The 26139-nt window shown below is 39.9% G+C and carries 27 protein-coding genes; 22 read left to right on the top strand and 5 right to left on the bottom strand.

The window, feature by feature from the left end; all coding sequences use genetic code 11:
- Positions 1-9: 9 nt before the first annotated feature.
- From DV942_RS14940 to DV942_RS15045, 22 genes are all read left to right on the top strand, one after another.
- Complete coding sequence (locus DV942_RS14940; RefSeq protein ID WP_186462315.1) at positions 10-1053, top strand: EpsG family protein; 1044 nt, start codon at positions 10-12, stop codon at positions 1051-1053.
- Complete coding sequence (locus DV942_RS14945; RefSeq protein ID WP_145858749.1) at positions 1053-1955, top strand: glycosyltransferase family 2 protein; 903 nt, start codon at positions 1053-1055, stop codon at positions 1953-1955. The genes DV942_RS14940 and DV942_RS14945 overlap by 1 nt, the downstream gene beginning before the upstream one ends.
- Before the next feature lie 66 nt (positions 1956-2021).
- On the top strand, positions 2022-2837 hold the full coding sequence (locus DV942_RS14950; RefSeq protein ID WP_342354885.1) for a glycosyltransferase family A protein: 816 nt from the start codon (positions 2022-2024) through the stop codon (positions 2835-2837).
- Positions 2824-4098 carry a right-handed parallel beta-helix repeat-containing protein gene (locus DV942_RS14955; protein ID WP_145858755.1) on the top strand — a complete coding sequence of 425 codons (1275 nt, stop codon included), beginning with the start codon at positions 2824-2826 and terminating at the stop codon, positions 4096-4098. The genes DV942_RS14950 and DV942_RS14955 overlap by 14 nt, the downstream gene beginning before the upstream one ends.
- Before the next feature lie 71 nt (positions 4099-4169).
- Positions 4170-5276 carry a glycosyltransferase family 4 protein gene (locus DV942_RS14960; protein WP_145858757.1) on the top strand — a complete coding sequence of 369 codons (1107 nt, stop codon included), beginning with the start codon at positions 4170-4172 and terminating at the stop codon, positions 5274-5276.
- Positions 5269-6420, top strand: coding sequence for a glycosyltransferase family 4 protein (locus DV942_RS14965; protein WP_145858759.1), 1152 nt, complete (start codon positions 5269-5271; stop codon positions 6418-6420). The genes DV942_RS14960 and DV942_RS14965 overlap by 8 nt, the downstream gene beginning before the upstream one ends.
- Positions 6413-7018 (top strand): sugar transferase, encoded by a 606-nt coding sequence (locus DV942_RS14970; RefSeq protein ID WP_145858762.1) that lies wholly within the window; start codon positions 6413-6415, stop codon positions 7016-7018. The genes DV942_RS14965 and DV942_RS14970 overlap by 8 nt, the downstream gene beginning before the upstream one ends.
- 3 nt (positions 7019-7021) lie before the next feature.
- Positions 7022-7660: a PglD-related sugar-binding protein gene (locus DV942_RS14975; RefSeq protein WP_145858764.1), complete on the top strand. Its 639-nt coding sequence runs from the start codon at positions 7022-7024 to the stop codon at positions 7658-7660.
- A 13-nt stretch (positions 7661-7673) separates the two neighbouring features.
- The gene (locus DV942_RS14980) at positions 7674-7904 is read left to right on the top strand and encodes an acyl carrier protein (RefSeq protein ID WP_145858768.1); all 231 of its coding nucleotides are present in this window, start codon (positions 7674-7676) and stop codon (positions 7902-7904) included.
- A 68-nt stretch (positions 7905-7972) separates the two neighbouring features.
- The gene (locus DV942_RS14985) at positions 7973-8965 is read left to right on the top strand and encodes a ketoacyl-ACP synthase III (protein WP_222431113.1); all 993 of its coding nucleotides are present in this window, start codon (positions 7973-7975) and stop codon (positions 8963-8965) included.
- Between the two features lie 6 nt (positions 8966-8971).
- Entirely contained in the window at positions 8972-10066 is a 1095-nt protein-coding gene (locus tag DV942_RS14990; protein WP_145858775.1) for an aromatic ring-hydroxylating oxygenase subunit alpha, read from the top strand.
- A gap of 92 nt (positions 10067-10158) precedes the next feature.
- Positions 10159-10815: an SDR family NAD(P)-dependent oxidoreductase gene (locus DV942_RS14995; RefSeq protein ID WP_244950708.1), complete on the top strand. Its 657-nt coding sequence runs from the start codon at positions 10159-10161 to the stop codon at positions 10813-10815.
- A 1-nt stretch (position 10816) separates the two neighbouring features.
- Entirely contained in the window at positions 10817-11827 is a 1011-nt protein-coding gene (locus DV942_RS15000; protein ID WP_244950709.1) for a ketoacyl-ACP synthase III, read from the top strand.
- Between the two features lie 10 nt (positions 11828-11837).
- Positions 11838-12965 (top strand): DegT/DnrJ/EryC1/StrS family aminotransferase, encoded by a 1128-nt coding sequence (locus DV942_RS15005; RefSeq protein ID WP_145858779.1) that lies wholly within the window; start codon positions 11838-11840, stop codon positions 12963-12965.
- 156 nt (positions 12966-13121) lie between these two features.
- Positions 13122-13940: a glycosyltransferase family 2 protein gene (locus DV942_RS15010; RefSeq protein ID WP_145858782.1), complete on the top strand. Its 819-nt coding sequence runs from the start codon at positions 13122-13124 to the stop codon at positions 13938-13940.
- Positions 13937-15439, top strand: a complete 1503-nt coding sequence (locus tag DV942_RS15015) for a lipid II flippase MurJ (RefSeq protein WP_186462316.1) — start codon at positions 13937-13939, stop codon at positions 15437-15439. The genes DV942_RS15010 and DV942_RS15015 overlap by 4 nt, the downstream gene beginning before the upstream one ends.
- Positions 15440-15459: 20 nt before the next feature.
- Positions 15460-16347: a glycosyltransferase family 2 protein gene (locus DV942_RS15020; protein WP_145858786.1), complete on the top strand. Its 888-nt coding sequence runs from the start codon at positions 15460-15462 to the stop codon at positions 16345-16347.
- A gap of 10 nt (positions 16348-16357) precedes the next feature.
- Complete coding sequence (locus DV942_RS15025; RefSeq protein ID WP_145858788.1) at positions 16358-17497, top strand: glycosyltransferase family 4 protein; 1140 nt, start codon at positions 16358-16360, stop codon at positions 17495-17497.
- On the top strand, positions 17494-18552 hold the full coding sequence (locus DV942_RS15030) for a glycosyltransferase (protein WP_145858791.1): 1059 nt from the start codon (positions 17494-17496) through the stop codon (positions 18550-18552). The genes DV942_RS15025 and DV942_RS15030 overlap by 4 nt, the downstream gene beginning before the upstream one ends.
- A gap of 21 nt (positions 18553-18573) precedes the next feature.
- Positions 18574-19629 carry an MraY family glycosyltransferase gene (locus DV942_RS15035; RefSeq protein ID WP_145858793.1) on the top strand — a complete coding sequence of 352 codons (1056 nt, stop codon included), beginning with the start codon at positions 18574-18576 and terminating at the stop codon, positions 19627-19629.
- A gap of 47 nt (positions 19630-19676) precedes the next feature.
- Positions 19677-20498: a 2OG-Fe(II) oxygenase gene (locus DV942_RS15040; protein ID WP_145858796.1), complete on the top strand. Its 822-nt coding sequence runs from the start codon at positions 19677-19679 to the stop codon at positions 20496-20498.
- Between the two features lie 43 nt (positions 20499-20541).
- A complete protein-coding gene (locus DV942_RS15045; protein ID WP_145858798.1) occupies positions 20542-22224 on the top strand; it encodes a capsule assembly Wzi family protein in 1683 nt (560 codons plus the stop codon).
- A gap of 106 nt (positions 22225-22330) precedes the next feature.
- Here the strand turns inward: DV942_RS15045 and DV942_RS15050 are convergent, their stop codons facing one another.
- The 5 genes from DV942_RS15050 to DV942_RS15070 all read right to left on the bottom strand — a co-directional run bounded on the left by DV942_RS15050 (position 22331) and on the right by DV942_RS15070 (position 25213).
- A complete protein-coding gene (locus tag DV942_RS15050; protein WP_145858800.1) occupies positions 22331-22816 on the bottom strand; it encodes a hypothetical protein in 486 nt (161 codons plus the stop codon).
- On the bottom strand, positions 22806-23369 hold the full coding sequence (locus tag DV942_RS15055) for a C40 family peptidase (protein WP_244950710.1): 564 nt from the start codon (positions 23367-23369) through the stop codon (positions 22806-22808). The genes DV942_RS15050 and DV942_RS15055 overlap by 11 nt, the downstream gene beginning before the upstream one ends.
- Positions 23288-23662: a hypothetical protein gene (locus tag DV942_RS15060; protein ID WP_145858804.1), complete on the bottom strand. Its 375-nt coding sequence runs from the start codon at positions 23660-23662 to the stop codon at positions 23288-23290. Before DV942_RS15060 ends, DV942_RS15055 begins: the two co-directional genes overlap by 82 nt.
- A gap of 60 nt (positions 23663-23722) precedes the next feature.
- Positions 23723-24361 (bottom strand): DUF6266 family protein, encoded by a 639-nt coding sequence (locus tag DV942_RS15065; protein ID WP_145856834.1) that lies wholly within the window; start codon positions 24359-24361, stop codon positions 23723-23725.
- Positions 24362-24934: 573 nt separating this feature from the next.
- Positions 24935-25213 carry a helix-turn-helix domain-containing protein gene (locus DV942_RS15070; RefSeq protein ID WP_134203701.1) on the bottom strand — a complete coding sequence of 93 codons (279 nt, stop codon included), beginning with the start codon at positions 25211-25213 and terminating at the stop codon, positions 24935-24937.
- Between the last annotated feature and the right edge of the window lie 926 nt (positions 25214-26139).

The raw sequence follows: 26139 nt of genomic DNA on the forward strand, positions 1-26139 counted from the left end.
ATATATTATATGATCTTTTCAGTAGCTTTTACTTGCACAATCTTCGATTATGTGCAGGGTAAGCTTCTCAAATCGATTATATTTTTGCTTTTTTGTTCGATAGTGATCTGCTTCCCTGCATTTCGTACAGTTGGTGTAGATAACGATAGTATTAACTATGTCGAAATATTTAATTCAACGATAAACTATTCCTTATCAGATATCCTTGCCGGTAACTACTGGGAGAATACTGAAAGAGGGTACATGTTGCTGAACAAAGTGATTTCGATGGCCGGTGGGGACATAAATTGGGTGTTTTTTATTATGGCCGTTGCTACAGGTCTTTTCACTTATTCTTTTATCTATAAAGTAAGCCCCTTGCCCTTCACTTCAGTTTTATTTTATCTGAGTTTCTTCTATCTATATCGGGATTTTACCCAAATAAGATATGCATTAAGTGCTTCTATAGCATTTTATGCGATATATTTTTTAGCAAATAGACGATTCATACTGTTTTTGTTAAGTTTCATATTTGCCATGCTGTTCCATAATGCATCAGTGGTAATTTTATTAATTGCCCCATTTGTATTTTTGGTTAAAAACAAATATGTTTACCTGATCATGCCTGTTTTTTGTACGATTGGATTGTTTGTGAATTTTTTCCCTTTGCTTCTTTCCCTCGCAGGTGTACCTCAATACATGTCCGTATATCTGGAGGAATCAGGGGGAGCTGGGTTGGTCGTTACGGTTTTTGGTTTAGCTATTATGGCGATCTATACGCTGTTTTACAAGCGTTTGCAGGACAATGATCTTGATCTCTCATTCTATTACAGGGTTTTTGCTCTGGGAGTGTCTCTGAATATGCTTTTTTTTCAGTCTCCTATATTTCAGCGGTTTACCTATCTGTTGTTTCAGTTCGGTGTGATACTTTTACCTACTATGCTTGCGCAATTACAGAAAGGGAAAGATAAGTACTATTTTGTCCTCTTGCATTTTTTGTTTCTTTGCTTCCTTTTATATTATTCATATAAGCTGATAGACCCTCATTTGATAAGACCTTATTTTGAAATATAATGAAGAGAGTAGATATCTTAATGGCCACCTATAACGGTGCAAAATATATTGAAGAACAAATTCTATCGTTGATAAACCAGTCCTATCAAGATTGGACCCTGCTTATCCATGATGACGGTTCCCAAGATGGGACAGTCGATATTCTTGAGATGTTTGTGCAGAAGGACAATCGTATAAATTTTATCCAGGATGGTATCAGATGCGGTGGAGCTGCAAATAATTTTATTCATCTTTTCAAATATTCTACCGCCGATATGATCATTTTCTGCGATCAAGATGACATTTGGCTAGAACTCAAACTTGAAAAACTGGTTGCTCTGATTGCAGACGAGGAAATGCCCTGTGCAGGCTATTGTAATGCGTTTGCTTATCGCGAAGGTAGAGTAACGGCTGAAAAAGTGAATCTGTTTGATAGGCATGATCTGAGGGATAGTTTGTTCTTAAATAGCGGTGCACAAGGTTCTTCTTTGATTTTCAATAGGGCTCTCTTAAACGAGATTATCGATCCTCCCCAGTATGTTTTCATGCATGATCATCTTGTTACCATTGCAGCAGTAACATTCGGGAAGCTTAAGTGCTTGGATGAATCGCTAATGTTGTACAGGCAACATGATAACAATGTCACTGGTAATGTTTCGGTCAAATATACCTCGAGAATCCGGACATTTTTGGATCGAAACAATCCGGTCCTGGATAGAAAACATTATCAGGCTAACTTATCTTTTTTTGATCATTATTCGGATAAAATGCCCAAAGAATCACATAGGCTGTTCAAAGCTTATCTGGAATTTCCAAAATTGGATTTGGCAGGTAGGATCATGACAATCATTCGTAACTCCTTTAGAATAGGATCGAATAGTTGGGTTCTTTTGACCAAGACGATAATTAGAAAACCAATTTAATTGATGGTAACAATATTTACTCCTACCTATAATCGGGCGAAACTTTTGCCGCGGCTCTTTGAAAGTTTGAAGAATCAGTCAGTTTCAACCTTTGAATGGATTGTTGTGGATGACGGGAGTACGGATGAAACTCAGGCATTTTTCGAGAGTATCCAATCATCAAAACTTCCTTTTAAATTGAAGTATGAGAAGCAGGAAAATGCCGGCAAACACATTGCGATCAACAGAGGTGTTCAGCTTGCGGAGACAGATATTTTTTTTATTGTGGATAGTGACGATTTTCTGGTACCTGACACGGTGGAGGTAATTAAAAAGGAATGGCTAAGGATTGATCGGGACGATTCCTTTGCAGGAATAGCGTTCAATAGATGTTTTCCCTCTGGTGAGGCTATAGGCGCTCCACAATATGAAGAGCTTAACTGCAGTCCGTTGGAATTCCGATATAAATACAAGGAGATTGGAGATAAAGCAGAAATTATACGGACCTCACTATTTAAAAAGTATCCATTTCCGCTCACGAAAGGTGAAAAGTTCTGCCCGGAAGCACTCTTTTTTAACCGTTTGAAAGATTTCAATTTGATGTATCTCAACATGAACAAATATGTATGCGATTATCAGCCAGATGGACTAACCGCTAAAATATTTTCAATAAGAATGAAAAGCCCTGTGAATACCTGCTTATGCTATGCTGAACTCGCCTCAATGCCAATCCCTCTTTTCCAAAAGTTTCGAGCACTGGTTAATTTTTACAGGTTTAAAAGGTATACTGGAAAAAGCTTAAGTTTAGACAAAACATTGCTTTTAATGAAACCTTTCGCAAAAGTGGCAGCTTCTGTGATCTATGAACTAAAAGATAAAAAATCTGTAAATGTTGAACTTTAATTTCAGCCGAAATAAAATATACCTGCTGTTATTCTTAATACTTTATATTAGTACCGGATGTGCACAACAATCAAGTACTAAGGTTCTCAATGTTAAAGATTATGGGGCCAAGGGAGATGGTAAAAGTGAAGATTATGCAGCTATACAGAAATGCCTAACAGAGGCTAAAAAATTTTCTAAAGTAAAGGTAATTGTTCCGTTTGGAACTTATAAGATTGGAAAAATGCTTGTGATGGATTTTCTTAGAGGAGACGTGAGCATCCTGGGACGGCAAAAGGGAGGGCTAAACCCAACCTTTTTATCACAATCGCAAGATCATATGTTTGTGGTGGTTGGATATCTATTTGATGAGTCTTCAGGAAATTTCCGGATTTCCAATTTAAACCTAGTCGGTAACAATACCCCGTTTAATGCACAGCACCCCAAGATTAATCAACTTAAATGGTCTGCTGGTTTAGCAATTTTCGATAAACGAGAAGCATATATTGACAATGTTACGATCAGGGATTTTTATGGCGAGGGAATTTACATCAGTACAACAAAACAGGAGGGCATTGCTGCAACTTCATGTTTTCAACGTGTGGAGATTTCCAATTCAAAGATTATCAACGTTTGGGGTTTCAATCCCAAAACTGATAATTATGGGGATGGTATTTATGTTTCCAATGCACGCTCAGGTATAATAAAAAACAATTTTGTAGAAAATAATACCCAAAAAACGCGTCAGCTTGGCCGTGCTGGCATTGTTATTGAGTATATGTGTCGCAGTTTAACTTTACAGAATAATAAGGTAATTGAGGGATATGATCGTGCATTACATGTTGAACAGACCGATGGTGGTCACAAAATATTTAATAATACATTCAATGGTAGCGATCTGGGGATGATACTTTCTGAAGATAATGCCCGGGGTGAGTACCAATCTGTATACATTGAAGGCAACTCATTCTCAAATAAAAATTTTAAAAAAAATGTGGGTCTTAGAAAAAGCTTTGCAAAGGATAGCCCTCAAGACAGGGCACTGATGTATATCACCACCAAAAATATATCCCCTACAAAAGGGATATTTATAAATGGTAATATATTCGAGATAGACGGAAATTTCACCTATGATTCTAATGCTATAATTAACAACCGCTCAGATAATTTAACACTCTCTAACAATATCATCAAAGTTATCAATACATCAAAAAAACTTTTTCTTAAGAATTTCTCAAACATTTCGAGGGGGAATGACTGGTCTAAACCTGATTATAGATAGTTTGCTTGTGAAACATATTCGTGAATTATATTCTTAGATGATAAATAGATTACCCTTATAATGATTCCGCAATGAAAGTGCTTCACATCATAAATTCACTCTATATCGGAGGGGCAGAAAAACTCATTGTGGATGCTTTGCCCATTTTTAAAGAAAAAGGCATTGAGATTTCCCTTTTAACTATTGGGTCGAGTAGAACATTTTTGGATGAGACGGTTAATCGCTATGGCATACCTTTCCATAGTTTAAATTCCCATAATGTTTACAACCCTTTAAATGCAATAAGACTGATGCGGTATCTCAAAGACTATGATCTTATCCATGTCCACCTATTCCCGGCACAATATTGGGTTGCCATGGCGTCCTTTCTCAAACAATCAAGTGTTCCTTTAGTTTTTACAGAACATAACACTGAAAACCGCAGGTGGAACAATAGCGTGTTCAAACTTCCGGAGAAATTTGTATATAATCGCTATAATACTATCGTCTGTATAACCGAACAGGTTAAGGCTGCTCTAATTAAACATTTGCCACAGCTAAAGGGGAAAGCGATTACCATAGAGAATGGCATTGATATTTCCGTCTATACTAATGCGGATACTGCTGACCGGAAACTTTTCCCTGGGATTGAACAAAGAGATTATCTTATCTTAATGGTTGCGGCCTTTCGAGCACAAAAGGATCATGATACATTAATAAGAGCTGCAAAGATGTTGCCTAACCATGTTAAAATACTTTTTGTAGGTACAGGAGAACGGCTGAGTTTGTGTAAAGATATGGTAAGAGCGGAAGGGTTGGGAAATAGAATTTTATTTCTAGGTAATCGGAGTGATGTTCCAAGTCTCTTAAAGATGGTCGATCTTTCAGTGTTGAGTTCCCATTGGGAGGGCTTTGGTTTGTTTGCCGCAGAAAGTATGGCTGCAGGCGTACCGGTTTTAGCGTCAAAAGTCGCAGGATTGGCTGAAGTAGTAGAAGATGACAGCCTTCTATTTGATCCTGGGAATGAAGAGGAGCTGAGCAGAAAGATTTTGCAATTAATCACAAACAAGTCTTTTTTTGAGCAGGTAAAGAACCGAGCAGCACTTCGGGTAAAGGTTTACGATATTTCAAGGATGGTTGACCGCGAAATTAAATTATATGAAGAGATATTAAATAGAAAAAAGATTGGCAATGCATAAAATAGTAAGAACCTCGACGATACCAGCATCGTTAGCCGTCCTACTTAACGGCCAGTTAAAATTTCTAAACGAACATTTTGAAGTCGTTGCTTTGTCAGGAGAAGGTGCTGACTTAGAAAAAGTGCGATCAAGAGAAGGTGTTCGTGTAGTCGCAGTTAACATGGAGCGAAAAATATCGCCTTTCAAAGATTTAGTTTCTCTAATTAATTTATATCGTGTTTTACGAAAAGAAAAACCTTTGATCGTACATTCAATAACACCTAAAGCCGGTCTTTTAACTATGGCAGCAGGGTATTTTGCAAAAATCCCTATTCGAATACATACATTTACTGGTCTTATCTTCCCAACGAAAAAAGGGAGCATGCAAAAACTTCTGATTACCATGGATCGAATCCTGTGCAAATTCGCAACTCACATCTATCCGGAAGGGCAAGGGGTAATGAATGATTTGCGCAGGTTCAATATTACGACCAAGCCTTTAAGTGTAATTGGAAACGGAAATGTTAATGGAATCGATGAGAATTATTTCGATCCAGCCATGATAGGCAATGCCCAAAAGGAAGCGTTGCGCTCTAAATTGGGCATTGGATCAGATGACTTTGTTTTTGTTTTTGTAGGCCGTCTGGTTGGTGATAAAGGTATAAATGAATTGATAATTGCGTTTCAGAATTTTTCCAAGGATACGCCCAATGCCAGGCTTTTGTTAGTTGGTGAACCCGAGCCTTTGCTCGATCCGCTGCGTAAGGAAACCATTCAGGAGATCGAGATGAATCACATGATAATCAGTGTAGGATTTCAAGATGACGTTCGACCCTATTATGCTATTTCTCAGGTACTAATTCTTCCGAGCTGGCGCGAGGGATTCCCCAATGTTGTACTTCAGGGCGGAGCAATGGGCCTTCCTTGCATTGTTACCGATATTAATGGTAGTAATGAAATTATCAGCAATAATGAGAATGGACTAATTGTGGAAGTAAATGATCCGATTGGCTTGAAGAGGGCAATGGACATGTTTATAAATGATCAGAATTTTTATCAAAAAGCAGCATCAAAGGCACGGATTAACATTGTTGAAAATTACCGACGAGATTTAGTTTGGAATGCTTTATTGAATGAATATAATTTATTGATTGAAAATGTATAAAACTATAATAAAAAGGGTGTTAGATTTTTTAATTTCAGTTGTAGCTTTCGCGCTTCTTTCGCCTATTTTTTTAATTGTAACGATACTCCTTCTTTTTGCTAACAATGGTAAGCCCTTCTTTTTTCAGGTAAGGCCAGGCAAAAACGAAAAGCTGTTCAGGATTATCAAATTCAAAACAATGAACGACAGGTTAGATATCAAGGGACAACTATTACCAGACCATTTACGGCTTACTGCCGTTGGCAGATTTGTTAGAAACAGTTCTCTTGATGAGCTGCCGCAATTGCTGAATGTGATCATAGGCGATATGAGCCTAATTGGTCCCAGACCCCTTTTACCGCAATATCTACCGCTTTATAGTGAGGACCAAAAAAAAAGACATGCTGTGCGTCCGGGTATAACAGGTTGGGCGCAGGTCAACGGAAGGAATGCGATCTCTTGGAAAGAAAAATTCTTACTTGATTGCTATTATGTAGATCACATCTCTTTCGGTTTAGATTTACATATTCTTTACCTTACTTTTGTCAAGGTTTTCAAAAGGGAGGGTGTGAATGCGTCCGAGAATACCACTATGGAAGCTTTTAACGGAAATAACTGATCAATGAGAAATATTATAATTTATGGTGCCGGGGGATTTGGGCGAGAGGTACACGTACTTTTGAAGCAAATTAATTTACATGAGCCGACTTTCAATATCCTGGGGTTTGTTGATGATAATCCAGCTTTGGGAGAAGGTGAGGTTAATGGTTTGCCTGTTTTAGGAAACATTGAGTATTTAAAAGGCTATGAAAGGCAGGTGGAAGTTGTCGTAGCATTGGTTCACCTGACCAAGAACCAGCTTGTTGACAAGCTAAAGTCAAACTCCAATCTCATTTTTCCAAATGTTATTCATCCTGGTATTTACTGGGATGATACCAATCAAATCGGAGAAGGCAATATATTATGTCATGGTATGAATCTAACCTGCAATATAAAGATCGGAAATTTTAATGTGTTCAATGGAAGAGTTGGTCTCGGTCACGATGTCTCCCTTGGAAGCTATAATCTGTTCGGCCCCAATTCATTCATTGCAGGTACCGTTACTATAGGAGATTTTAATATCTTTGCAATGAACTCTTCAGTTATACAGCAGAAAAAAGTTGGAGATTTTAACAAAATAAATTTAAATTCTGTCATAATCAGAAATACTGGAAACCATGGTGTATACTTTGGTGTTCCTGCAACAAAACAATCATTTTAATAAAAAATGCACTATGGATATTAACGATTTTATAAAAAACTTTGCAGACCAATTTGATGAAACGCCGTTAGAACAATTTTCATCATCTACCAACTTTAGAGATCTTGACGAATGGGATTCATTGACTTCATTATCTATTATTGCGATGGTAGATGAGGAATATGGTGTTAAACTGACAGGTGAGGACTTCAGGAATTCAAATACAATTGAAGACATTTTCAATTTAGTGAGTTCTAGGGTATAACTATTATGGCCTGTTTTACAATACCCAATGTTAAATTAGTCGGAATCTCAGCCTGCGTTCCTGAAAAGGTGATTTCCAATCTGGATCACCCCTATTTTTCAACTGAGCAGATGACTCCTTTTGTCAATAGTACCGGAGTGAATCAAAGGTATATTGCAACAGAAGAACAAACAACTGCCGATCTGTGCTACAAAGCTGCAGAAGATCTGATAGCAAAGTTAGGTTGGGAAAAGTCTGAAATTGATTTACTGATATTGGTCACCCAAACTGCCGACTATAAACTACCTGTTACATCCGCTATACTTCAGGATCGGTTAAATTTGCCAACAACTTGTCTAGCTATGGACATTCCCCTGGGGTGTTCTGGATATGTCTATGGTGTATCTACCATTGCATCTTTAATTAATGCTGGTGCGGCACGCAAAGGGTTGCTCCTTGTTGGCGAAACGAACTCAAAAGTAGTTTCTCCGTTTGATAAAAGTACTGAGCCACTTTTTGGTGATGCAGGAACAGCATCAGCATTTGAGTTTGATGCCAATGCTGTCCCAATACCTTTTTCTTTAGGTACTGATGGTAGTGGTTATAAGGCGATTATCATCCCTGCCGGAGGAGCAAGGACTAAAACTGATGAAACATCACTAAAATTTGAGCAAGTAGAAGATGGGATAAACAGGAACCAATGTTCGCTTGTAATGGATGGAATGGATGTGTTTTCTTTCGGAATTTCAAGAGCGCCATCGGCAGTCAGGGAATTATTGGAATATACGAATAAGGAAACCGAAGAGATTGATTATTTTGTTTTTCACCAGGCTAATCTTTTTATGAATAAAAAGATCGTAAAAAAACTGAAGATACCAGAAGAAAAGGTTCCGTATACTTTAGATAAGTATGGGAATACGAGCTCAGCAACCATTCCTCTTACAATTGTCTCTGAATTGAAGGATAAACTTTCTTCCGGAAGGCATCAGACGCTTTGCTGCGGTTTCGGAGTTGGGCTATCTTGGGGTACAATGGTATTGAATACAGAAAATCTTATTGTAACAGATATTACCCAAATTTAAATTGATATGCTGAAAAAGTCATATTATTATTCTGAGGATCATCTGCAGATAGAAAATGAAAAGATATTCTCCAATACTTGGATATTTGCATGTTTAACTGAGGAAATCAAAGTAAATAGCGATTTTGTAACCTTGGAGATTGGTGGCAATCCGATAGTAATTCAAAATTTCAAGGGCGAACTCAGGGCATTCCAGAATATTTGTACGCATCGTTTCAATAAGATTCAAACACAGGAGTTTGGCCGCAGGGCTTTAACATGCGGGTATCACTGCTGGTCTTTTGATAAGGAAGGCGCTCCATCGTTTATGCCTAAAAAGGAAACTTTTAGTGCCTTTAAGGGAATACAAGCAATTCCCAGTGAATTTTGTTTAAAAAAATACCAGGTTGAAGTGTGCGGGCATTTTGTGTTTGTCCTTCTCAATGAAAACCTGACTATTGATCTTAGGTCACACCTGGGTGAATTTTATAATAAGCTGGAAGAACTTTCCGCTAATATCGGCAGCCGTACCCACATAGCTGATCTACCGCACAAAGCGAACTGGAAAATGCTAATTGAAAACGTACTCGAATGTTACCATTGCTCGGTTGTTCATAAAGAAACTATATATGGAAAATTAGGTATAGGGGGGCTCGCAATTTCTGATATTGAGCACTATCAAGCTCATTCAAGTTGCCACTTTCCAAAGACGGTAAAAAAAATAGACGCTAAAAAAAACAAAATCCTTGCTTTTTTAGAGGATAGAGCATACAAACATCAGTCTTTCTATCACTTATTTATCTTTCCCAATCTGGTTATTTCTTCCACGGAGGGAGCCAGTTTTTACGTTGGCCAGTTATTTCCGTTAACAGCTACCGAAACCAATTTAAAAATCAGATTTTTAGAGCCGAACATCAGTTATGACAGTGTTAATCCGAGCCTGAGGGCTGCATTAGCTGATGAATCCGTAAGGCTGGGCATCGAAATTCTACAAGAGGATAGACAGATACTGGAAAATATCCAAAAAGGTATTAGCCATTCAAGTAGTCCAGGTATAATAAGTGATGAGGAAGTTAGAATACAATATTTTTTTGACGCATATAACAAAGCGATAGCAGAGTAATGGAAGATATTTTTTCTTTACAAGGTTTGAGGATTCTAGTGACCGGAGGGTCTTCTGGGATAGGTTATCAAACATGTAAAACAATTGCCCAAATGGGTGCCACAGTCATTGCCTCAGGCAGAAATGAGGATAATTTAAGGAAACTTATTGGTGAGCTTAAAGCGGGTGACCATAGTTATATCCGAGCTGATATCACACAGGCTTCAGACAGAAGCAAGATTCTGGACTCTATTCCTTCAATTGATGGGTTTGTACATTCTGCCGGAGTGGTGATGCTTGCACCATTGAAGTTTATCAAAGAGGAAACCATGGATACAATCTACAATGTAAATTATAAGTCGGTCGTATTGTTACTTCAAGGTATGGTGAAAGCCAAAAAGATTAACAAAGGTGCCTCTTTGGTATTGGTTTCTTCGGTGGCAGGATTATTTGGAATGAAGGGAAACGGAATGTATGCCGGAACGAAAGGCGCATTGATTTCTGCAACAAAGGTTTTTGCAAATGAGCTTGCGGCTCAAAAGATCAGAGTAAACTGCATTGCGCCGGGAATGGTGAGAACAGCGATCACAGAAGAGACGATCAATACCCTATCTGCAGAAGTTGTTGCTATGGACGAAGCTAAATATCCGCTAGGTTATGGTGAGCCAGAGGATGTGGCAAGCCCCATCGCGTTTCTGTTATCCCCGGCAAGTAAATGGATTACAGGTCAAACCATTGTTCTTGACGGTGGCAGAACAGCCATAATTTAATATGATGAAAGCATACTTGAAGGCCATTTCCTACTATTTGCCACCTCAGGGTTTAGGTAACGAAAAAATCAATGAAATGTTTCCTGAATGGTCGGCAGACAAGATATCATCTAAGACTGGAATATATAACAGATATATAGCAGATGAAACCACCTTTTCGTCTGATTTGGGTGTTTATGCAGCCAAGAAATTATTTGCAGAACACCAGATCTCACCGGGTGAGATAGATTATATACTATTCTGTACCCAGAGTCCCGACTATTTTTTGCCTACAACGGCGTGTCTTGTTCAGGAAAGACTAGGCATTCCGATCAGCGCTGGTGCACTTGATTTTAATTTGGGATGCTCCGGATACATATACGGTTTGAGTTTAGCGAAAGGTTTGATTTCCTCAGGAGATGCATCAAATGTATTGCTTATCACCGCAGAAACATATAGCAAGTTTATTCATCCAAGGGATAAGAGTAACAGGACTATTTTTGGTGATGCCGCATCTGCTACGTTAATTTCCGCTGCTGAAGGCTTAGCTGAAATTGGAAAAACTGTTGTTGGCACCGATGGCAGTGGAGCGGAAAATCTAATTGTTAAAAGAGGAGGAATGCGGTTTCCAAAGGATACAGACGAAAAAGTATCTGTGGATGAATACGGGAATTCCCGTAACGAGAATTACTTGCTGATGAATGGATCTGAAATCTTCAATTTCACCTCTGAAATGGTGCCTGGTCTGGTAGATAATACCATTTCGAAAAATCAGCTTACAAAAGATGAAGTTGATCTGTTTGTTTTTCATCAGGCGAATAAATTTATGCTGAATCACCTGAGAAAGAAAATTTCAATTCCAGAGGAGAAGTTCTTTTACTTTTTACAGCATTGTGGAAATACCGTTTCCTCAACCATTCCGATTGCGCTTTACCATGCAATTAAGGAAAACAAGTTTTTAGGAAATATTTTATTGGCTGGTTTCGGAGTAGGTTACTCTTGGGGCGCTACTGTTTTGACTGTTACTAAATGATCTAGATAAATTGAAAAATAAGATATGGTTATCCTCTCCACACATGGGGGGACGTGAACAAAGTTATATAAATGAGGCGTTCTCTGAAAATTGGATTGCTCCCCTAGGCCCGAATGTAGATGGATTTGAGGCAGACCTGCAAGCTTATGTAGGAGTAAAGTATGCTGCGGCATTAAGCTCAGGTACAGCCGCTATACATCTTGCTTTAATCCTGCTGGGAGTAGGATATGGCGATGAAGTTATTTGTCAAAGTCTAACTTTTTCGGCCTCAGCCAATCCAATTGTTTATTGTGGAGCAGATCCTGTATTTGTAGATAGCGAGCCAGAAACCTGGAACATGAGCCCTGAGTATTTGGAAGAAGCAATAAAAGATAGAGTCGCCAAAGGAAAAACAGTAAAAGCAATTATCGTCGTTCATCTCTATGGCATGCCAGCAAAGATGTCTGAGCTAACTAAGATTGCTGACAAATATAATATTGCTATTATTGAAGATGCAGCAGAAGGCTTAGGGTCTAAATATAATGGCAAACCTCTTGGCTCTTACGGGGATTTTGGCGTTCTTTCATTCAATGGAAACAAGATCATCACCACCAGTGGAGGTGGGGCATTATTGGGTAATAATGAAAATGCCATTAAAAAAGCAAGATTCCTTGCTACCCAGGCCAGAGATGATGCACCTCATTATGAACATAGTCAGATTGGTTACAACTATAGAATGAGTAATATCGCGGCAGGTATTGGAAGAGGACAGATGGAAGTACTTGATGATAGGATCAGTCAGCGCCGGGCTAACTTTAAATATTATGTTGATCATCTCAAAGATATTCCAGCAATAAGCTTTCTGGAAGAACCTTCCGGTTTTTATTCCAACAGGTGGTTAACCTGTATTTTGATTGATCCATCTCAAGGCGTTAGTCCGGAGATGATCAGGGTAGCATTAACCAATGAAAATATTGAGTGCCGTCCCCTTTGGAAACCGATGCATATGCAGCCGGTTTTTAGTAAATATTCTTTTTATGGCAACGGGACTGCGCAAGGTCTGTTTGAAAAAGGTCTGTGCCTTCCCTCCGGATCAAATCTTTCTAAAGCAGATCTTGATAGGGTGATTACATCCATTCGTGAAGCGTTTCAAGTATAAGAAAGTTTTTGAAATAATAGCATGTATCTACTAAATATCCGGCAAGGTATTCTCATGTGTTATTAAAAACTGCTTGTCGCTGTTTTTTAAGAGATTGTAATAGATGAAAGATATGGCCTGTTCTTGAAATAGTTGGATGTTTATGTAGATTTGTAAATGAGCATAGCCATTTCAATTGTATTGTATGATAACGGTGATGAACTTATTGAGTCCATCGAATCGGTACTTGCGATAGAGGCTGATTTTCAACTATATTTAATTGATAACTCTAAAACAAACGTACTCAAAAAATATGCTGTCGATCCGCGTATTACCTACATCTTTAATGCTACAAACCTTGGCTACGGCGCCGCGCATAATATTGCCTTGAGAAAATCCATTGAGCAACGCATCAAATATCATTTAATCATGAATCCCGATGTCAGTTTTGAGAAGGGAACAATGGAGAAAATAACGGGTTTTATGGATGATCATCCGGATATCGGGGCGCTGATGCCAAAAATCTACTATCCACAAGGGCATCTTCAGCGGCTTTGTAAGTTGCTGCCCACCCCTTTTGACCTGATCGGAAGAAGGTTTTTGAATAATACTCAATGGGCTGCACATCAGAATGCAAAATACGAACTTGATCAATTCGGTTATAATAAGATACTAAACACACCCGCTTTATCCGGGTGCTTTATGCTTTTAAGAACTGCTGCACTGGAGAAAACAGGTTTGTTTGATGAGCGTTTTTTTATGTATCTTGAGGACTATGACCTGGCAAGAAGGATCAATCGGTTTTACCGGACTGTTTTTTTTCCGGGTGTCAGCATTGTGCATGGTTTTAAGAAAGGTTCCTATCAGGATCCAAAATTATTAAGGTTTCATATACAGTCTGCCGTCCGCTACTTCAATAAATGGGGCTGGTTCTTTGACCAGGAAAGACAGCGGTTAAATGACTATGTTTTAAAACAGATTTCAGCACCATATTGAGAAAACAGGCGAGCTTTATATTTGGCATCCGTGTGGTCAGACTGGCTTTTGCCATTCTGAACCTTTCTTTTTCGGCCAGGTATTTTGGGGTCAGCCTCCAGCGCGATGTCTGGCTCTTGGCCTTAAATGCTATTGTTATACTGGATATTGCCGTTTGGGCCCCGTTGAATGATACGTTCAGGGCTAAGTTTTTATTCATTAAAGCAAAGGATGGGGAAGCGAAGGCATTATTGCATACCAAGTCATTATTGTTGGTTATTAGCCTGATTACCTGTGTACTTGTTGTGTTAATTATGCTTTTTCCTGGGGTAATAGGCCAGCTTCTTGCTCCGGATTATGGAGAGCATGAGCAAATCACTTTAAAGTTTATGATCCGCATAGTAGCGCCGTCTTTTCTGATTAATCAAATCACAAAAATCCTGATCAGTATTCTCAATACCTATAATTCATTTATCATTCCAGAGATTACCGGATTCATTACACAGGTATTTACGCTGGTGGTCATCATTACCCTGGCCCCATCAATAGGTATTATTTCTTTAGCCATTTCCTATTATGCTGGTTTAATCCTTTTACTCATCATGCTGCTTGTGCAGTTGAAAAAACGAAATATAAACCTGTTCGCAGGAATTTTTTCGGCAAATCTCCGTATAGCCTTGCCCTTTTTCGCCTTTTCCCTCCCTTTTTTCTTACCTCATTTTACTTCTCAGATTAATGTGATTGCAGAGAAATCCTTAGCTACATCTGCTGCTATCGGTTCAGTTTCCATTTTAGATTATGCCCGTAAGTTTTCCGATATTCCTCTGGATGTACTCATTGGTATTCTGGTTTCACTCCTGGTGCCTGTGCTTAGCCTTAAATTTTCCACCGGAATGATGAAGGATTTTTTTGAAGCCTTCAAAAAGATTTATCAGTTTGGCTTCCTCATTCTGGCCCTGATTATCGGGTTGTTTACAGGCTGTTCAGGTGCTATTGTAGATTTTTTGTATAAGAAAGGAAATATCAGTACACTGTCGCTATCCAAAATCAGCGAATTAACAATGGGCTATAGCTGGGCGGCTTTCGGAATTTTTTTGTACCATATTTATGGTTTGTCTCTCCTCTCCTCTGGCAAAGGAAAGCTATTTGCCCTTTACGGTACGATGGCTCAGCTGGTAATGATTGGCATGAATTTTTATTTTTTTAAAGATTACAGCCTCTATATTTTTCCTTTTTCACTGGGGAGTTCACACCTGATTGCGGCCATCGTTATGGCTTTTTACTTTCCGGTCAGAAACAGCGGTTTATTAATCATTACCGTTAAATATAGTTTCGTGGTTTTAGTAACTGGTTTTTTGATGTACCTCCTGCATATTTATCTAAGTGATTTCGGAACGCCAATCTTGGTCATCATTTTTAATGTTATCGCGTTAAAACTTATCTTAGTGGCTATGATATTTATTGCCCGGTTAGAGGAACGCACTATTATTCTAAAATATCTGAAAAAAATTGTTCCCTAGCCTGTTGAATGCCTTAAACTATGGATCTTTCCTTTATTATCGTCAATTACAACACAACGGCTCTTACTTTAGCTTGTATAGGATCGGTTTACCGGTTTACAAAAGATAATACATTTGAGGTTATACTTATTGATAATGCTTCTGCCGACCGATCGATTCTTGAGGTGAAGGCTTTATATCCGGATGTGATCTTTATGGAGTTATCAAAAAATGTTGGTTTTGGAGGTGCGAATAATCTGGGGATCGCACATGCGAACGGTAAATACCTTTTTTTGCTCAATTCTGATACCCTGCTCACCAGTGATGCCGCAAGTGTCTTTTTTAAATTTATGGAAGAAGAAAGGCATAAGCAGGTGGGCTGCTGTGGTGCTGCTTTAATTGATGGCGATGGCCATGACCAGATTTCGTATGGCAACTTTCCATCCTTAAAAGAAGCTTTTTCTGCTTTAGGCTTCTTGAGGTTGTATCCCGGTTATTATAGAACAAAACTGAGCAGTGGGGTAAAGAACCACTCTGAAGAGACCAGGACTGTGGATTACATCTGTGGTGCAGATATGTTCCTGCGAAAGGCTGTTTTGGAGACAACAGGTTGTTTTGATCCGGATTTTTTTCTTTATTTTGAAGAGGTTGAACTCTCGTTGAGAATAAAAAAAGCAGGCTATCTTTCCGTAATCTTACCAAAAGTGAAAATTATACACTATGAAAGTGCTTCCTTGGGAACTAGCGTGCTGAATATTCAAAAAGCAAAATACCTGGCCAGGAGCAGGTATCTTTATTTTAAAAAAAGCCGGGGTATGCTTTCCGCTATGTTGATTAACAAAGTATATGCCTTGCAGGCACTGGTATTTTTTATAGTAAAGAAAAAACTGTCGTATCTGAAAATAGCAGGCATTCTGTTTAGAGCTTAACAACGTTACCATGGAAAAAATACTATTGGTCTGTACGGTTCCGGCGCTTGAGTCTTATAATATAGGGATCGTGAGTGCAGCCCTTGCTGATAAAAATATGGATTTTTATGCGGTTGTTTTTTTAGATGGTCAGGATAAGCGGAGCAATGCAGAATTGATGGCAGACTATGCTGTTGCTATAGATCGGCGTAACAGGATAAAATTTTACCACCTGCATAAGAATAAGGTGATCAGAATTCTTTCTGGTGGTAGATACCTGGACCTTGTTGCGGAGTTTGCCTGCAGGGAGCTCATTTCCAAAATTCATTTTATATCACAGGATGTGATGCTTTCTGCTCATCTTGCTAAATTCAAAAACTTCGAATTGTACTATACCGTCCATGATTTTATAGCACATCCGGCAAAACTCAACCTGCTTCAGCGGGCCAAACACTATTATTTCAGGATCAGGAAAGACAAATTGTTAATTAAACAGATCAATAACCTGGTTACCAATAGCCGCTCCCAGCATCAGGCTTTGCTAGCGCATTATCCGGCAAAAAAAATATCATGGCACCGAATGCCGGGTATGGTCACCAGGAAAATCCTAAATGGAAATCAGGACATTCCCGAACTTAAGGATATGAAAGACTATGTCCTTTTTTTTGGAAGGATTGAGGTGTACAAAGGGGTCGAAACTTTATATCACCTATTTTTAACCCGATCTGAATTAGGCGGAACAAATCTCGTTATTGCCGGTAAGGGGGATGTTTATTTTAAACGCAACCCGGAAAAGGAAGATCATATTATATTCCTCAACCGGTTCATTGCCGAAGAAGAGGTAGCTGCTTTATTCAGAAAAGCAAAATTCCTGGTTCTCCCCTATCTGAGTGCCACGCAATCTGCAATCAGTTCGATCAGCTATCATTTTAGAAAACCGGTTATTGCCTCCTGCGTTGAAGGCCTTGCCGAAAGCGTGGATCATGAACGGACAGGGCTTTTATATTCGATTAAAGAACCTGATCAACTATTAGCTGCTATTTTGAGGTTATGTTCTGATGTGTCATTAATTGAAAATATCTCTGAAAATTTAAATAACGGCAATCAGCTATATGATGTATGTAAGTTGCAGGAGGAGCTGGCCCTGGTTTATCAAAATAATGCGTTATGAGAGTTGCGTTTATAATTACCTCACTTGCCAATAAGGGTCCGGTGATTATGTTGCGTGCATTGGTAGGGCATCTGGTGCAGCATGCAGGCTATCATTGCAAGGTTTATTATTTTGATGACCTGATCGATCTGGAATTTGATTGTGAGGTAAAACAAATCAGTTTTTTCGATCCCATTGAATTTCACTCTTTTGATATTATCCATTCCCACCTGTTCAGGCCCGATCTATATTGTTTGTTTCACCATCAAAAAATAAAAAAATCTAATGTAAAACTGGTGTCTACAATTCACACGGCCATTTATGATGATCTGGCATTTACCTATGGAAGATTTACAGCGAATCTTCTCATCCCTGCCTGGAAGTTGGCCTGGAAAAAAATGGATCATGTGGTGGTGTTGACCCAGGCTGCAAAAGATTACTACCGCAAAACTAAATTCAAGGCGCTGAGTGTAATCAGTAATGGAATAAATATTCCCTCGCCCGCAGAAAAAATTCCCGAAGCAGATCTTGCGGAACTGCTTGCGTTTAAAAGAAATCATATCCTTTTAGGTACGGTCTGTAGTATGGATAAGAGAAAAGGGCTGGAGCAAATAATCAAATTGCTGGCCATTAAACAGGAGTATGCTTTTCTTGTTATCGGTGATGGTATGGAAAGGGCAGGTTTAATGGAACTGGCCATAGCATATAAGGTTTCTGACCGGTTTAAAATCATGGGCTTTAGAGCAGACGGCTATCGTTACATCCCCCATTTTGATATGTATGTTTTACCTTCCAGATCAGAAGGAATGCCATTGGCATTGCTCGAAGTAATGGCTTTAAACGTTCCTTTGGTTTGTTCAGCTATTCCTTCGCTGGCAGAACAGTTTGGGGAAGATTTTTTTTATTATTTTAAACTTGATGATATCGCTGAGTTAAAACTTGCATGTGAATCAGCAGAAAAAGATGCAGGGTTTAGAAGCGGGATGGCGCTTAAATTTTATAGCATTAACTTCACAAGTGAAAAAATGGGTACAAATTATTCGAATTTATACAACTCTCTGCTTAATATACCTTAATTTGCAGATAAATAGTCTTTAATGCGTTGTTTTTTTATATTCCTGAGTAGTTTTTTGGTTGTATTTACCATTATTCCCCCGCTTATCAAGGTAACAGGCAGAAGCAGATTGTTTGATGCACCTTCCGAACTGAGAAAGATTCATACCAGTGCTGTACCAAATGCAGGTGGAATCGCCATTTTTATTGGGTTCTTGTTTTCCTGTTTGATATTTATACCATTAAATCTGTTGCCTCAGGCCAATGTTTTGATGGCCTCAGCTATGCTTATTTTTATAATGGGCCTAAAAGATGATATCGATAGCCTCGAACCTTATAAAAAGTTTGTGGCCCAGTTTGCGGCAGCGCTCATGATCGTGTTTTTGGCTGATATCCGGATTACCAGTCTATACGGAACATTTGGAATCAATGAATTGTCTTATCAGGTTAGTGCGGGATTAACTGTTTTTTCATTTGTGGGGGTGGTAAATGCCTATAACCTAATTGATGGTATTGATGGTCTTGCCAGTTCCTTAGGCATATTACTCTGTACACTGTATGCCTATCTTTTTTTTCAGGTAGAACAACTTGGCTATGCTTATCTTGCAGCCTCTTTTGCAGGTGCATTAATTGGCTTTCTCTTTTTTAATTTTTCGCCGGCAAAATTATTTCTGGGCGATTCCGGTTCTTTATTACTGGGTTTTATAGCCGCCATTCTTAGTATTAAAGTATTAAATACAGATCTTGCCGGGCGTTTTGTTTCAGTAGAACCGCATATAGCGTCTATCCCTGGTTTAGTGGCCGCGATATTAATTATCCCTGTTTTCGATACATTGAGGGTTTTTACGATACGTATCCGAAAGGGATTATCGCCGTTTACAGCAGACAGTAACCATTTACATCACCGCCTGCTTTCATTAGGACTTAATCATATGCAGGCCACTGCGATTTTACTGCTAATCAATCTGCTATTTATTATTTTAGCCTTTTTGCTACAGGAATTGGGGAACAACCTGCTTATCATCGTGATTGCTCTTATCATGCTGATCATCAACAGTCTGTTGTCACTAATGATTTATCGTGCAAAAAAAAATATTTAGTGCTATGGTTTCTTGTCTATCGGTAACAAAAAATAAGTTAAAAGAATATGGGTTTTTTAAATGCCAAAACAGATCTTTTGCAATGGGCAAAAGCAAATAAGGCTGCTTATCAGCGTGCCCTTCCTTTTCCAAATATCGTTTTTACTGATTTCTTTGATGAAGAAATGCTCAATCATGTATTGCGTGAATTTCCGGATCTGGCGAAAGCAAAAGAAGTTCAGCATTACGATAATCATAACGAGAAAAAATACCAGGCAAAAGGAGAAGCTGTATTCGGCGACACCATGAGGCAACTTATGCATTATTTGAATTCACAGCCCATGCTTGAATTTTTACAAGAGCTCACCGGGATCAAAGAGGTTTTATTACCAGACCCTTATTTTGTTGGCGGCGGATGTCATGAAATCAAACCCGGCGGGCTGTTAAAAGTACATGCAGATTTTAATAAACACGAGCTTACCGGATTGGACCGGAGGATTAATTTATTGATTTATTTAAATAAAGACTGGGAAGAATCTTTTGGGGGGCATTTTGAGTTATGGAACCAGGAGATGACACAGGCGGAAAAACGTGTTTTGCCGGTTTTTAATACCGTAGCAATTTTTTCTACAACTTCCTTTGCTTACCATGGCCATCCCAATCCCTTAACATGCCCGCCCGGGCGCAGCCGCAAATCACTTGCGCTGTATTACTATACAAATGGCCGGCCAGCGGAAGAGGTAAATCCGGATATTAAAGCGCATAGCACTATTTTTGTAGGCAGAAAGGATATCGCTGATGACGTAAAAAAAATAAAAAGACCCTTTAAAACCATTTTATTAGATTATATTCCTCCAATTGTTGTTAAATTGATAAAAAAAACACGGTAACTACCTATCAGCTACGTATATTTGCCGACAAAGTCGTGTATATATGAATAAAATTTTCCTCTTTTTATCGGTCGTACTCATTTCCGCAGGAGCAAAAACCTTTGCGCAAACACTACCTGTTGGTTTGTTAGACCATATTGAAGACAACCTGAGGAGGCAACAGCTGCTGGGCAACGATACTTCTAAAAGTTCATTTATGGCTCGGCCACTAAATATTTCATCCAGAAATAACTTTCTTCTTGATGCTGCCGATGGGATTTATTTAGATAACTTCCGCAAAAAGATACTTTCCACTCCGAATAACATTTTCGCGCTATATGTTTTGCCGGTAACATGGCAGCAGCAAATTAATACCGATCACCCCTATGGCTGGAATGACGGGTCAATGGTTCAGGCCAGAGGCTACCAGACTCAGGTTTCTGCAGGTTTTTTTGCAAAACTAGGTCCTTTAAGTATCCAGCTTAAGCCAGAATATGTATACGCGCAAAATAAAGCCTTTACTGAGCTCTATCAGGCAGATAATGGCCCTGATTTTTTAAAAAAATATGCCCAGATGGCGAATTGGATTGATAATCCAGACCGTTTTGGCACAGGAACTTACTCGAAACTTACATGGGGTCAGAGTAACGTTCGCTTAACATTTGATCCGGTTTCCATAGGCCTGTCAAATGAAAATTTATGGTGGGGGCCAGGCGTTAGAAACTCTCTTTTAATGAGCAATACCGCAAGTGGATTTAAACACCTTACGCTGAATACAAAACGGCCCGTAAATACCCCTATCGGCTCATTTGAAACTCAAATTATTGCAGGGAGATTAGAAAGTTCAAAAATAATTCCAAATAATCCTCTTTTTGTTTCCAAGCCTGATGACTGGCGATATTTATCCGGAATGGTCTTTACGTATCAACCCAAATGGATTCCTAACCTGTTCCTGGGTTTCGACCGGAGTTTTATCGTGTATAGAGAAGATATGGGAAATTCTTTTGGCGATTATTTTCCGCTTTTTGCACCTGTGGAAAAAGTTAGTGTCATAAATGGAGCAAACAATGAAGACAATAGGAAACGTGATCAGTACGCGTCCTTTTTTGCCAGGTGGGTAATGCCTGAAAGCCATTCAGAGGTTTATTTGCAATACGGTAGAAATGATCATCCCTATAATCTACGCGATGCCCTGCAAGAGCCCGAACATTCACGTGCATATATTGCCGGCTTCCGGAAACTCATTCCATTGAGAAAAGATGATGAATTTGTTCAGGTGGGTATAGAACTAACTCAATTGGAAGGTGCACGTACAGGAGTGGGGCGTGAACAACCAACATGGTATGTTCATCATCAGGTAAAAGATGGTTATACCAATATGGGGCAGGTTCTTGGCGCAGGAATTGGCCCGGGCAGTAACCTGCAGTCTTTAGATGTAAGCTGGGTAAAAGGCATGAAAAGAATAGGTTTACAAATTGAAAGGCTGGTGAATAACAACGATCTCTATTACGCTGCCATCACGACAGATAATAGAAGGAAATGGATTGACCTGTCTTTTTCGGGTAAGTTTGATTGGACTTATAAAAACTTTATACTGAATTCAGAACTGGGTTATATCCGTTCACATAATTATCAATATGTAATCAAGGGTGACTCATTTGAAAGGGATAAATTCTGGAATTGGGACCAACAGGATCGGGGAAACTTAAATTTGAAGGTTGGTTTGGCCTATATTTTTCAAAATTGATTGTTGTCGACTAAATTACCTTATACAGTGCAATTTTTATATCAGCACCAGTATACAGTAAATGCTCCCTTGTAGTTTAAAGGGAGCATTTTTATATTCAGGTCAATCATCGTTTTTTCATCAGCCGGTGGTAGCCTAATGTCAGGCAAAATACCACTCCCAGTCCGGTCCAAAAAAATAGTGACAGACTTTTTCTTGTTTTTTCGGTATACTGTACCTTCGTTTTTAATGCCGTACTTTTCACCCTGGTTTTTTGTTGTGCCAGCTGATGTCCTTTTTGCTGTTGCCCCTGCAGCATGCGCCTGTGGCTGGCCTTTCCTTTAAACACCAAATTTTCAGCCATCCCCTCAAAACCTTTTTCCGCACTGTAGAAAAATTTCCCCAATGGGGCAATTTGCACCACATATTCGCTGTTACTGGTATCAAGCAAAAGGGTATTGCTTTTTGCCCAGCTTTGCTCACTGCTGCTTTCCCGGCTGTCATGTTTTACCTCAAGGTCCTGTTCATGCAACACTTTTTTGCTTTTTAGCGTTGCACATGCCGAAAGCAAGAGCGTACAGGCCGCCAGGTATTTGATCAATTCAGTTTTCATCTTCCACTCCTTTCCTTTTCGCCCAGTCGGCAAAGTATTTAACGGCTTTTAAATGCCTGCGTTTACGGTACACCCCATCTCCTTCCCTGCTTCCTGCCGGGTTGGTATTACCCTCAATGGTAACCATCCAGTCACCGGCCTGCCGTTCAACCAGGCCACAATGGGCAATGCGTTTTAAGTGGCTAAAGTAAATGCCAAACACTACCGCAGGCCTGATCTCTTTGGTGCGCTTGCTTAGCGGGAATAAGGCAGGGCTCCAGGCGGTGCGCGGTACCGGGTAACCGGCCTGGCCAAAAACCCAGCTCACAAAAGCTGCACACCAGGCACTGCCCTCCGGTACATTTACATAACTGAGGTATCCGGCAACCCGCGGTCCATCGTTTTTGCCCGAACGTTCGCGCACGCCCAGTTCCTTTTCGGCCACCTGCAATAGCCTTTTCCTATCGGCAAGCGCGGGGTCTTGCTGCAGGTTTATACTATCGCCGCCAGGCAGGCTATCGCTGCCAGCAAGAGCAAGGCAAACGATGCCCAGAAAAAACTTAACTGTTGCCATGAGGTTAACTGTTTAAATAGTGAAACCATATCTGTTAATTTATACAGGCCAAGGCTTTGCCAAAAGCGTTGCAACAGCCACCACGATAGCTGCAACAGGGCAGCATAACAGAACAGGGCCAGCAAGATCAGCTGCCATATGCCTGCATCAAGCAGGGCCGCGGTAGGCTCAATGGTTCTTAACACTTTTGGGAGGGTATGCCAGCCCAGCACCAGTATTACGGCCAGCATCAGTTTTTCGAGGATCTGCTTTTTCGGCAACAGCGCCGTTAAAGCCGGTTTTAATGTTTTCATATCTTTTTAGTTTAATAGCCCAAACCTGGCATGGCTGGGTTTGGGCTGGTTCGTATTAGTTTAAGGAATGGTATAGGTACCCAGGTATTGGCTGTTTGCAACCGCAGTGGCATCGCGGTTTACCGCAAAGGCCCAGGCGTGGAAAACATCACCGCTAAAGTTTGTACCGATTACCGCCGTGTAGGTCAGCGCAGCGCGCTGGGCTTCCTCGTACACCATATACATGTTTTTGGTGGCATTAAACAGCACAACCGTCAGCACATCATCCGCAAAGGCATTATAGCGGTTTATAATGCTCTGCCAGTTCAACAGCAGATCTGACCCCTGCAGGCTTCCGTTCAGGCCGTGCATTACCGAAAGCGAACCCTTGCTCAGCACCACCTTCGAAAAATCGATCTCAAAATCAGGGTAGTCGCCGGTAACGGCCTGGTTTAAGAAAATTTTTACCGCGGCATTGTAACCGGTAATCTTGTTCAGCTGTTTATCCTTAAAGCCGATATTTAAAATATCCTTAATGGGGCTCAGGTACCGGGCCGCAAGGGCAAACCTGGTGCGCTGTGCCAATTGAGGTTCGGTACTGGCTTTACTGCTTTTTTTAGGGAGTCCCCTCAGGTAATCTACACTGCGCCAGCTGCTGCCGATTACACTGCCTACCTTGCCCGAGAATGCGCCGTTGGCGCCTTTTGAATACGTTGCCATAATTTTTGTTTTTTAAGTGAAAAAAATGTTTAATTCATCGGATTTCTGCTATACCGGTATGCTCAAATCCATGATCAAACCTAGGCGCTTTGAAGTAATGGCACCTCATTTTGGACTCAAATGAGCTAAATTGAGCTGATTATGGGTCATAATGAGCTAAAATGAGCCACGCTAATGCCGGCCATCCAGGCAAAGGAACAACCGTAAACAACCGGCCTGCCCCCGGGCAGCATGGCCATAACCCCCGTAAATGTTTACCCCGGAAAAACCCATTGTTTACCTTTTAGGTAAGCAATGGGTAACCAATAGGTAAGCAAAAGGTAACCAACAGGTAAGCAAAGGGTAAACAACAGGTGAGCAAAGGGCAAGCCAGGGGTAAGCCTGGTACCAGCAAAGGGTAAACAACAGGTAATGAAGGGGCAAAGGGTAAACAACAGGTAATAAAGGGGTAATTGTCCTATACCGGAATAAGTTTACAGTAAAAAGTCTTATTACTGATTGGTGTTTACTATCGAATTTGTTTTTACTGTATTGGGTTTACAATGTAATGTTTTCTTTCTGATACAGTAAAAATCAGATACGGCCTTTCCGCTGGCTCTCCAGGTAGGCAGCCAACAGGTCTTTCAGGTAAAAACGATCGCCGCCGGGTAGTTTGATGGGCTTTAAGGTACCATCTTTCACTTTACGTTTGTAGGTACTTTCGCTGATGTTGAGGTAATCTTTTACCTGCTGCCGGGTGAGCTGCGTTTCAGGGTCGCCGAAGAGATCGATAAAGGTAAATTTTAACTGTTCTTTGTTCAGTACAAGGTATATGTTGTACAAGATCTGTACCAGTGCATCAAGGTTATTCATAGGGCGTAGAGTTTAAAAACAAAAACATATTGCAGCATGCTGATGGGGCATGCTGCAACCATATCCGGAAAATGTTCCTGTGCCGTTATCAGGGCGGCTAACCGATGGTGCCGGAGCGACTAAAATTGGTTAGAAAAATTTGGGTCTATCTTAAAATTTTAGCGTCAAACAGCGCCAAAAGCTGTTCAACATTCCCAATAATATGGAGGTTAATTAATCGGTATGTAGATGATCATGAATGTACAGGGCACACAATGGCCAAAGCAATGGGTCGCCACGGCTGGGGCACACCAGCCTGGGGTTAAACAGGATACAAGCCATCCTTTGAGGGCAGGTTTGCCGTGCATGTGCGAGCGTTCCATGCACCGGGGTAAATACAAAAATGATTAGGGATGACAAAGCAAACAGGTAAGGTTTTTCCATCTTCTGTAAACTTAATCAGTAAATAAATTAGTATTATGGTTACATCTTATACCCTGTATAACGACGATTTATCTCAAATCGTATATCAATTAGCATGTGCTACCTTAACCAGCAGCTTTAAATCGCCTCAGCAAAGTAAGGTTGAAAACCTCCGCGCAGACAATAAAACCGCCTGTGCAGGCAGATAAAACAATTTAGCTAAAGCCTATGTATGTGCTTCAAAATGGTCTTTCAGCGCATGGATATTGCGTAAAAAAAATTTCAATCAGGCTCAACCGGCAGGCAAAACATTTATTTTTAATGAAATATAATGATCATCCGAAAAGTGCAATGGTCATGCGCATGCAGCATCATGCTCATCAGCCCTAGTCATCACCCTTCATGATTCGGTTTTTCTGCGCCTTAACTGTCTCAATAATCAGAATCAGGTTAATATTTTTTAACATTGGCTCACATTAGCTTAACTTTAAGCACTTCATACAAAATTATTTCGGTTAATGAAT

It is taken from the genome of Pedobacter suwonensis (assembly GCF_007833675.1).
Lineage (GTDB): Bacteria > Bacteroidota > Bacteroidia > Sphingobacteriales > Sphingobacteriaceae > Pedobacter > Pedobacter suwonensis.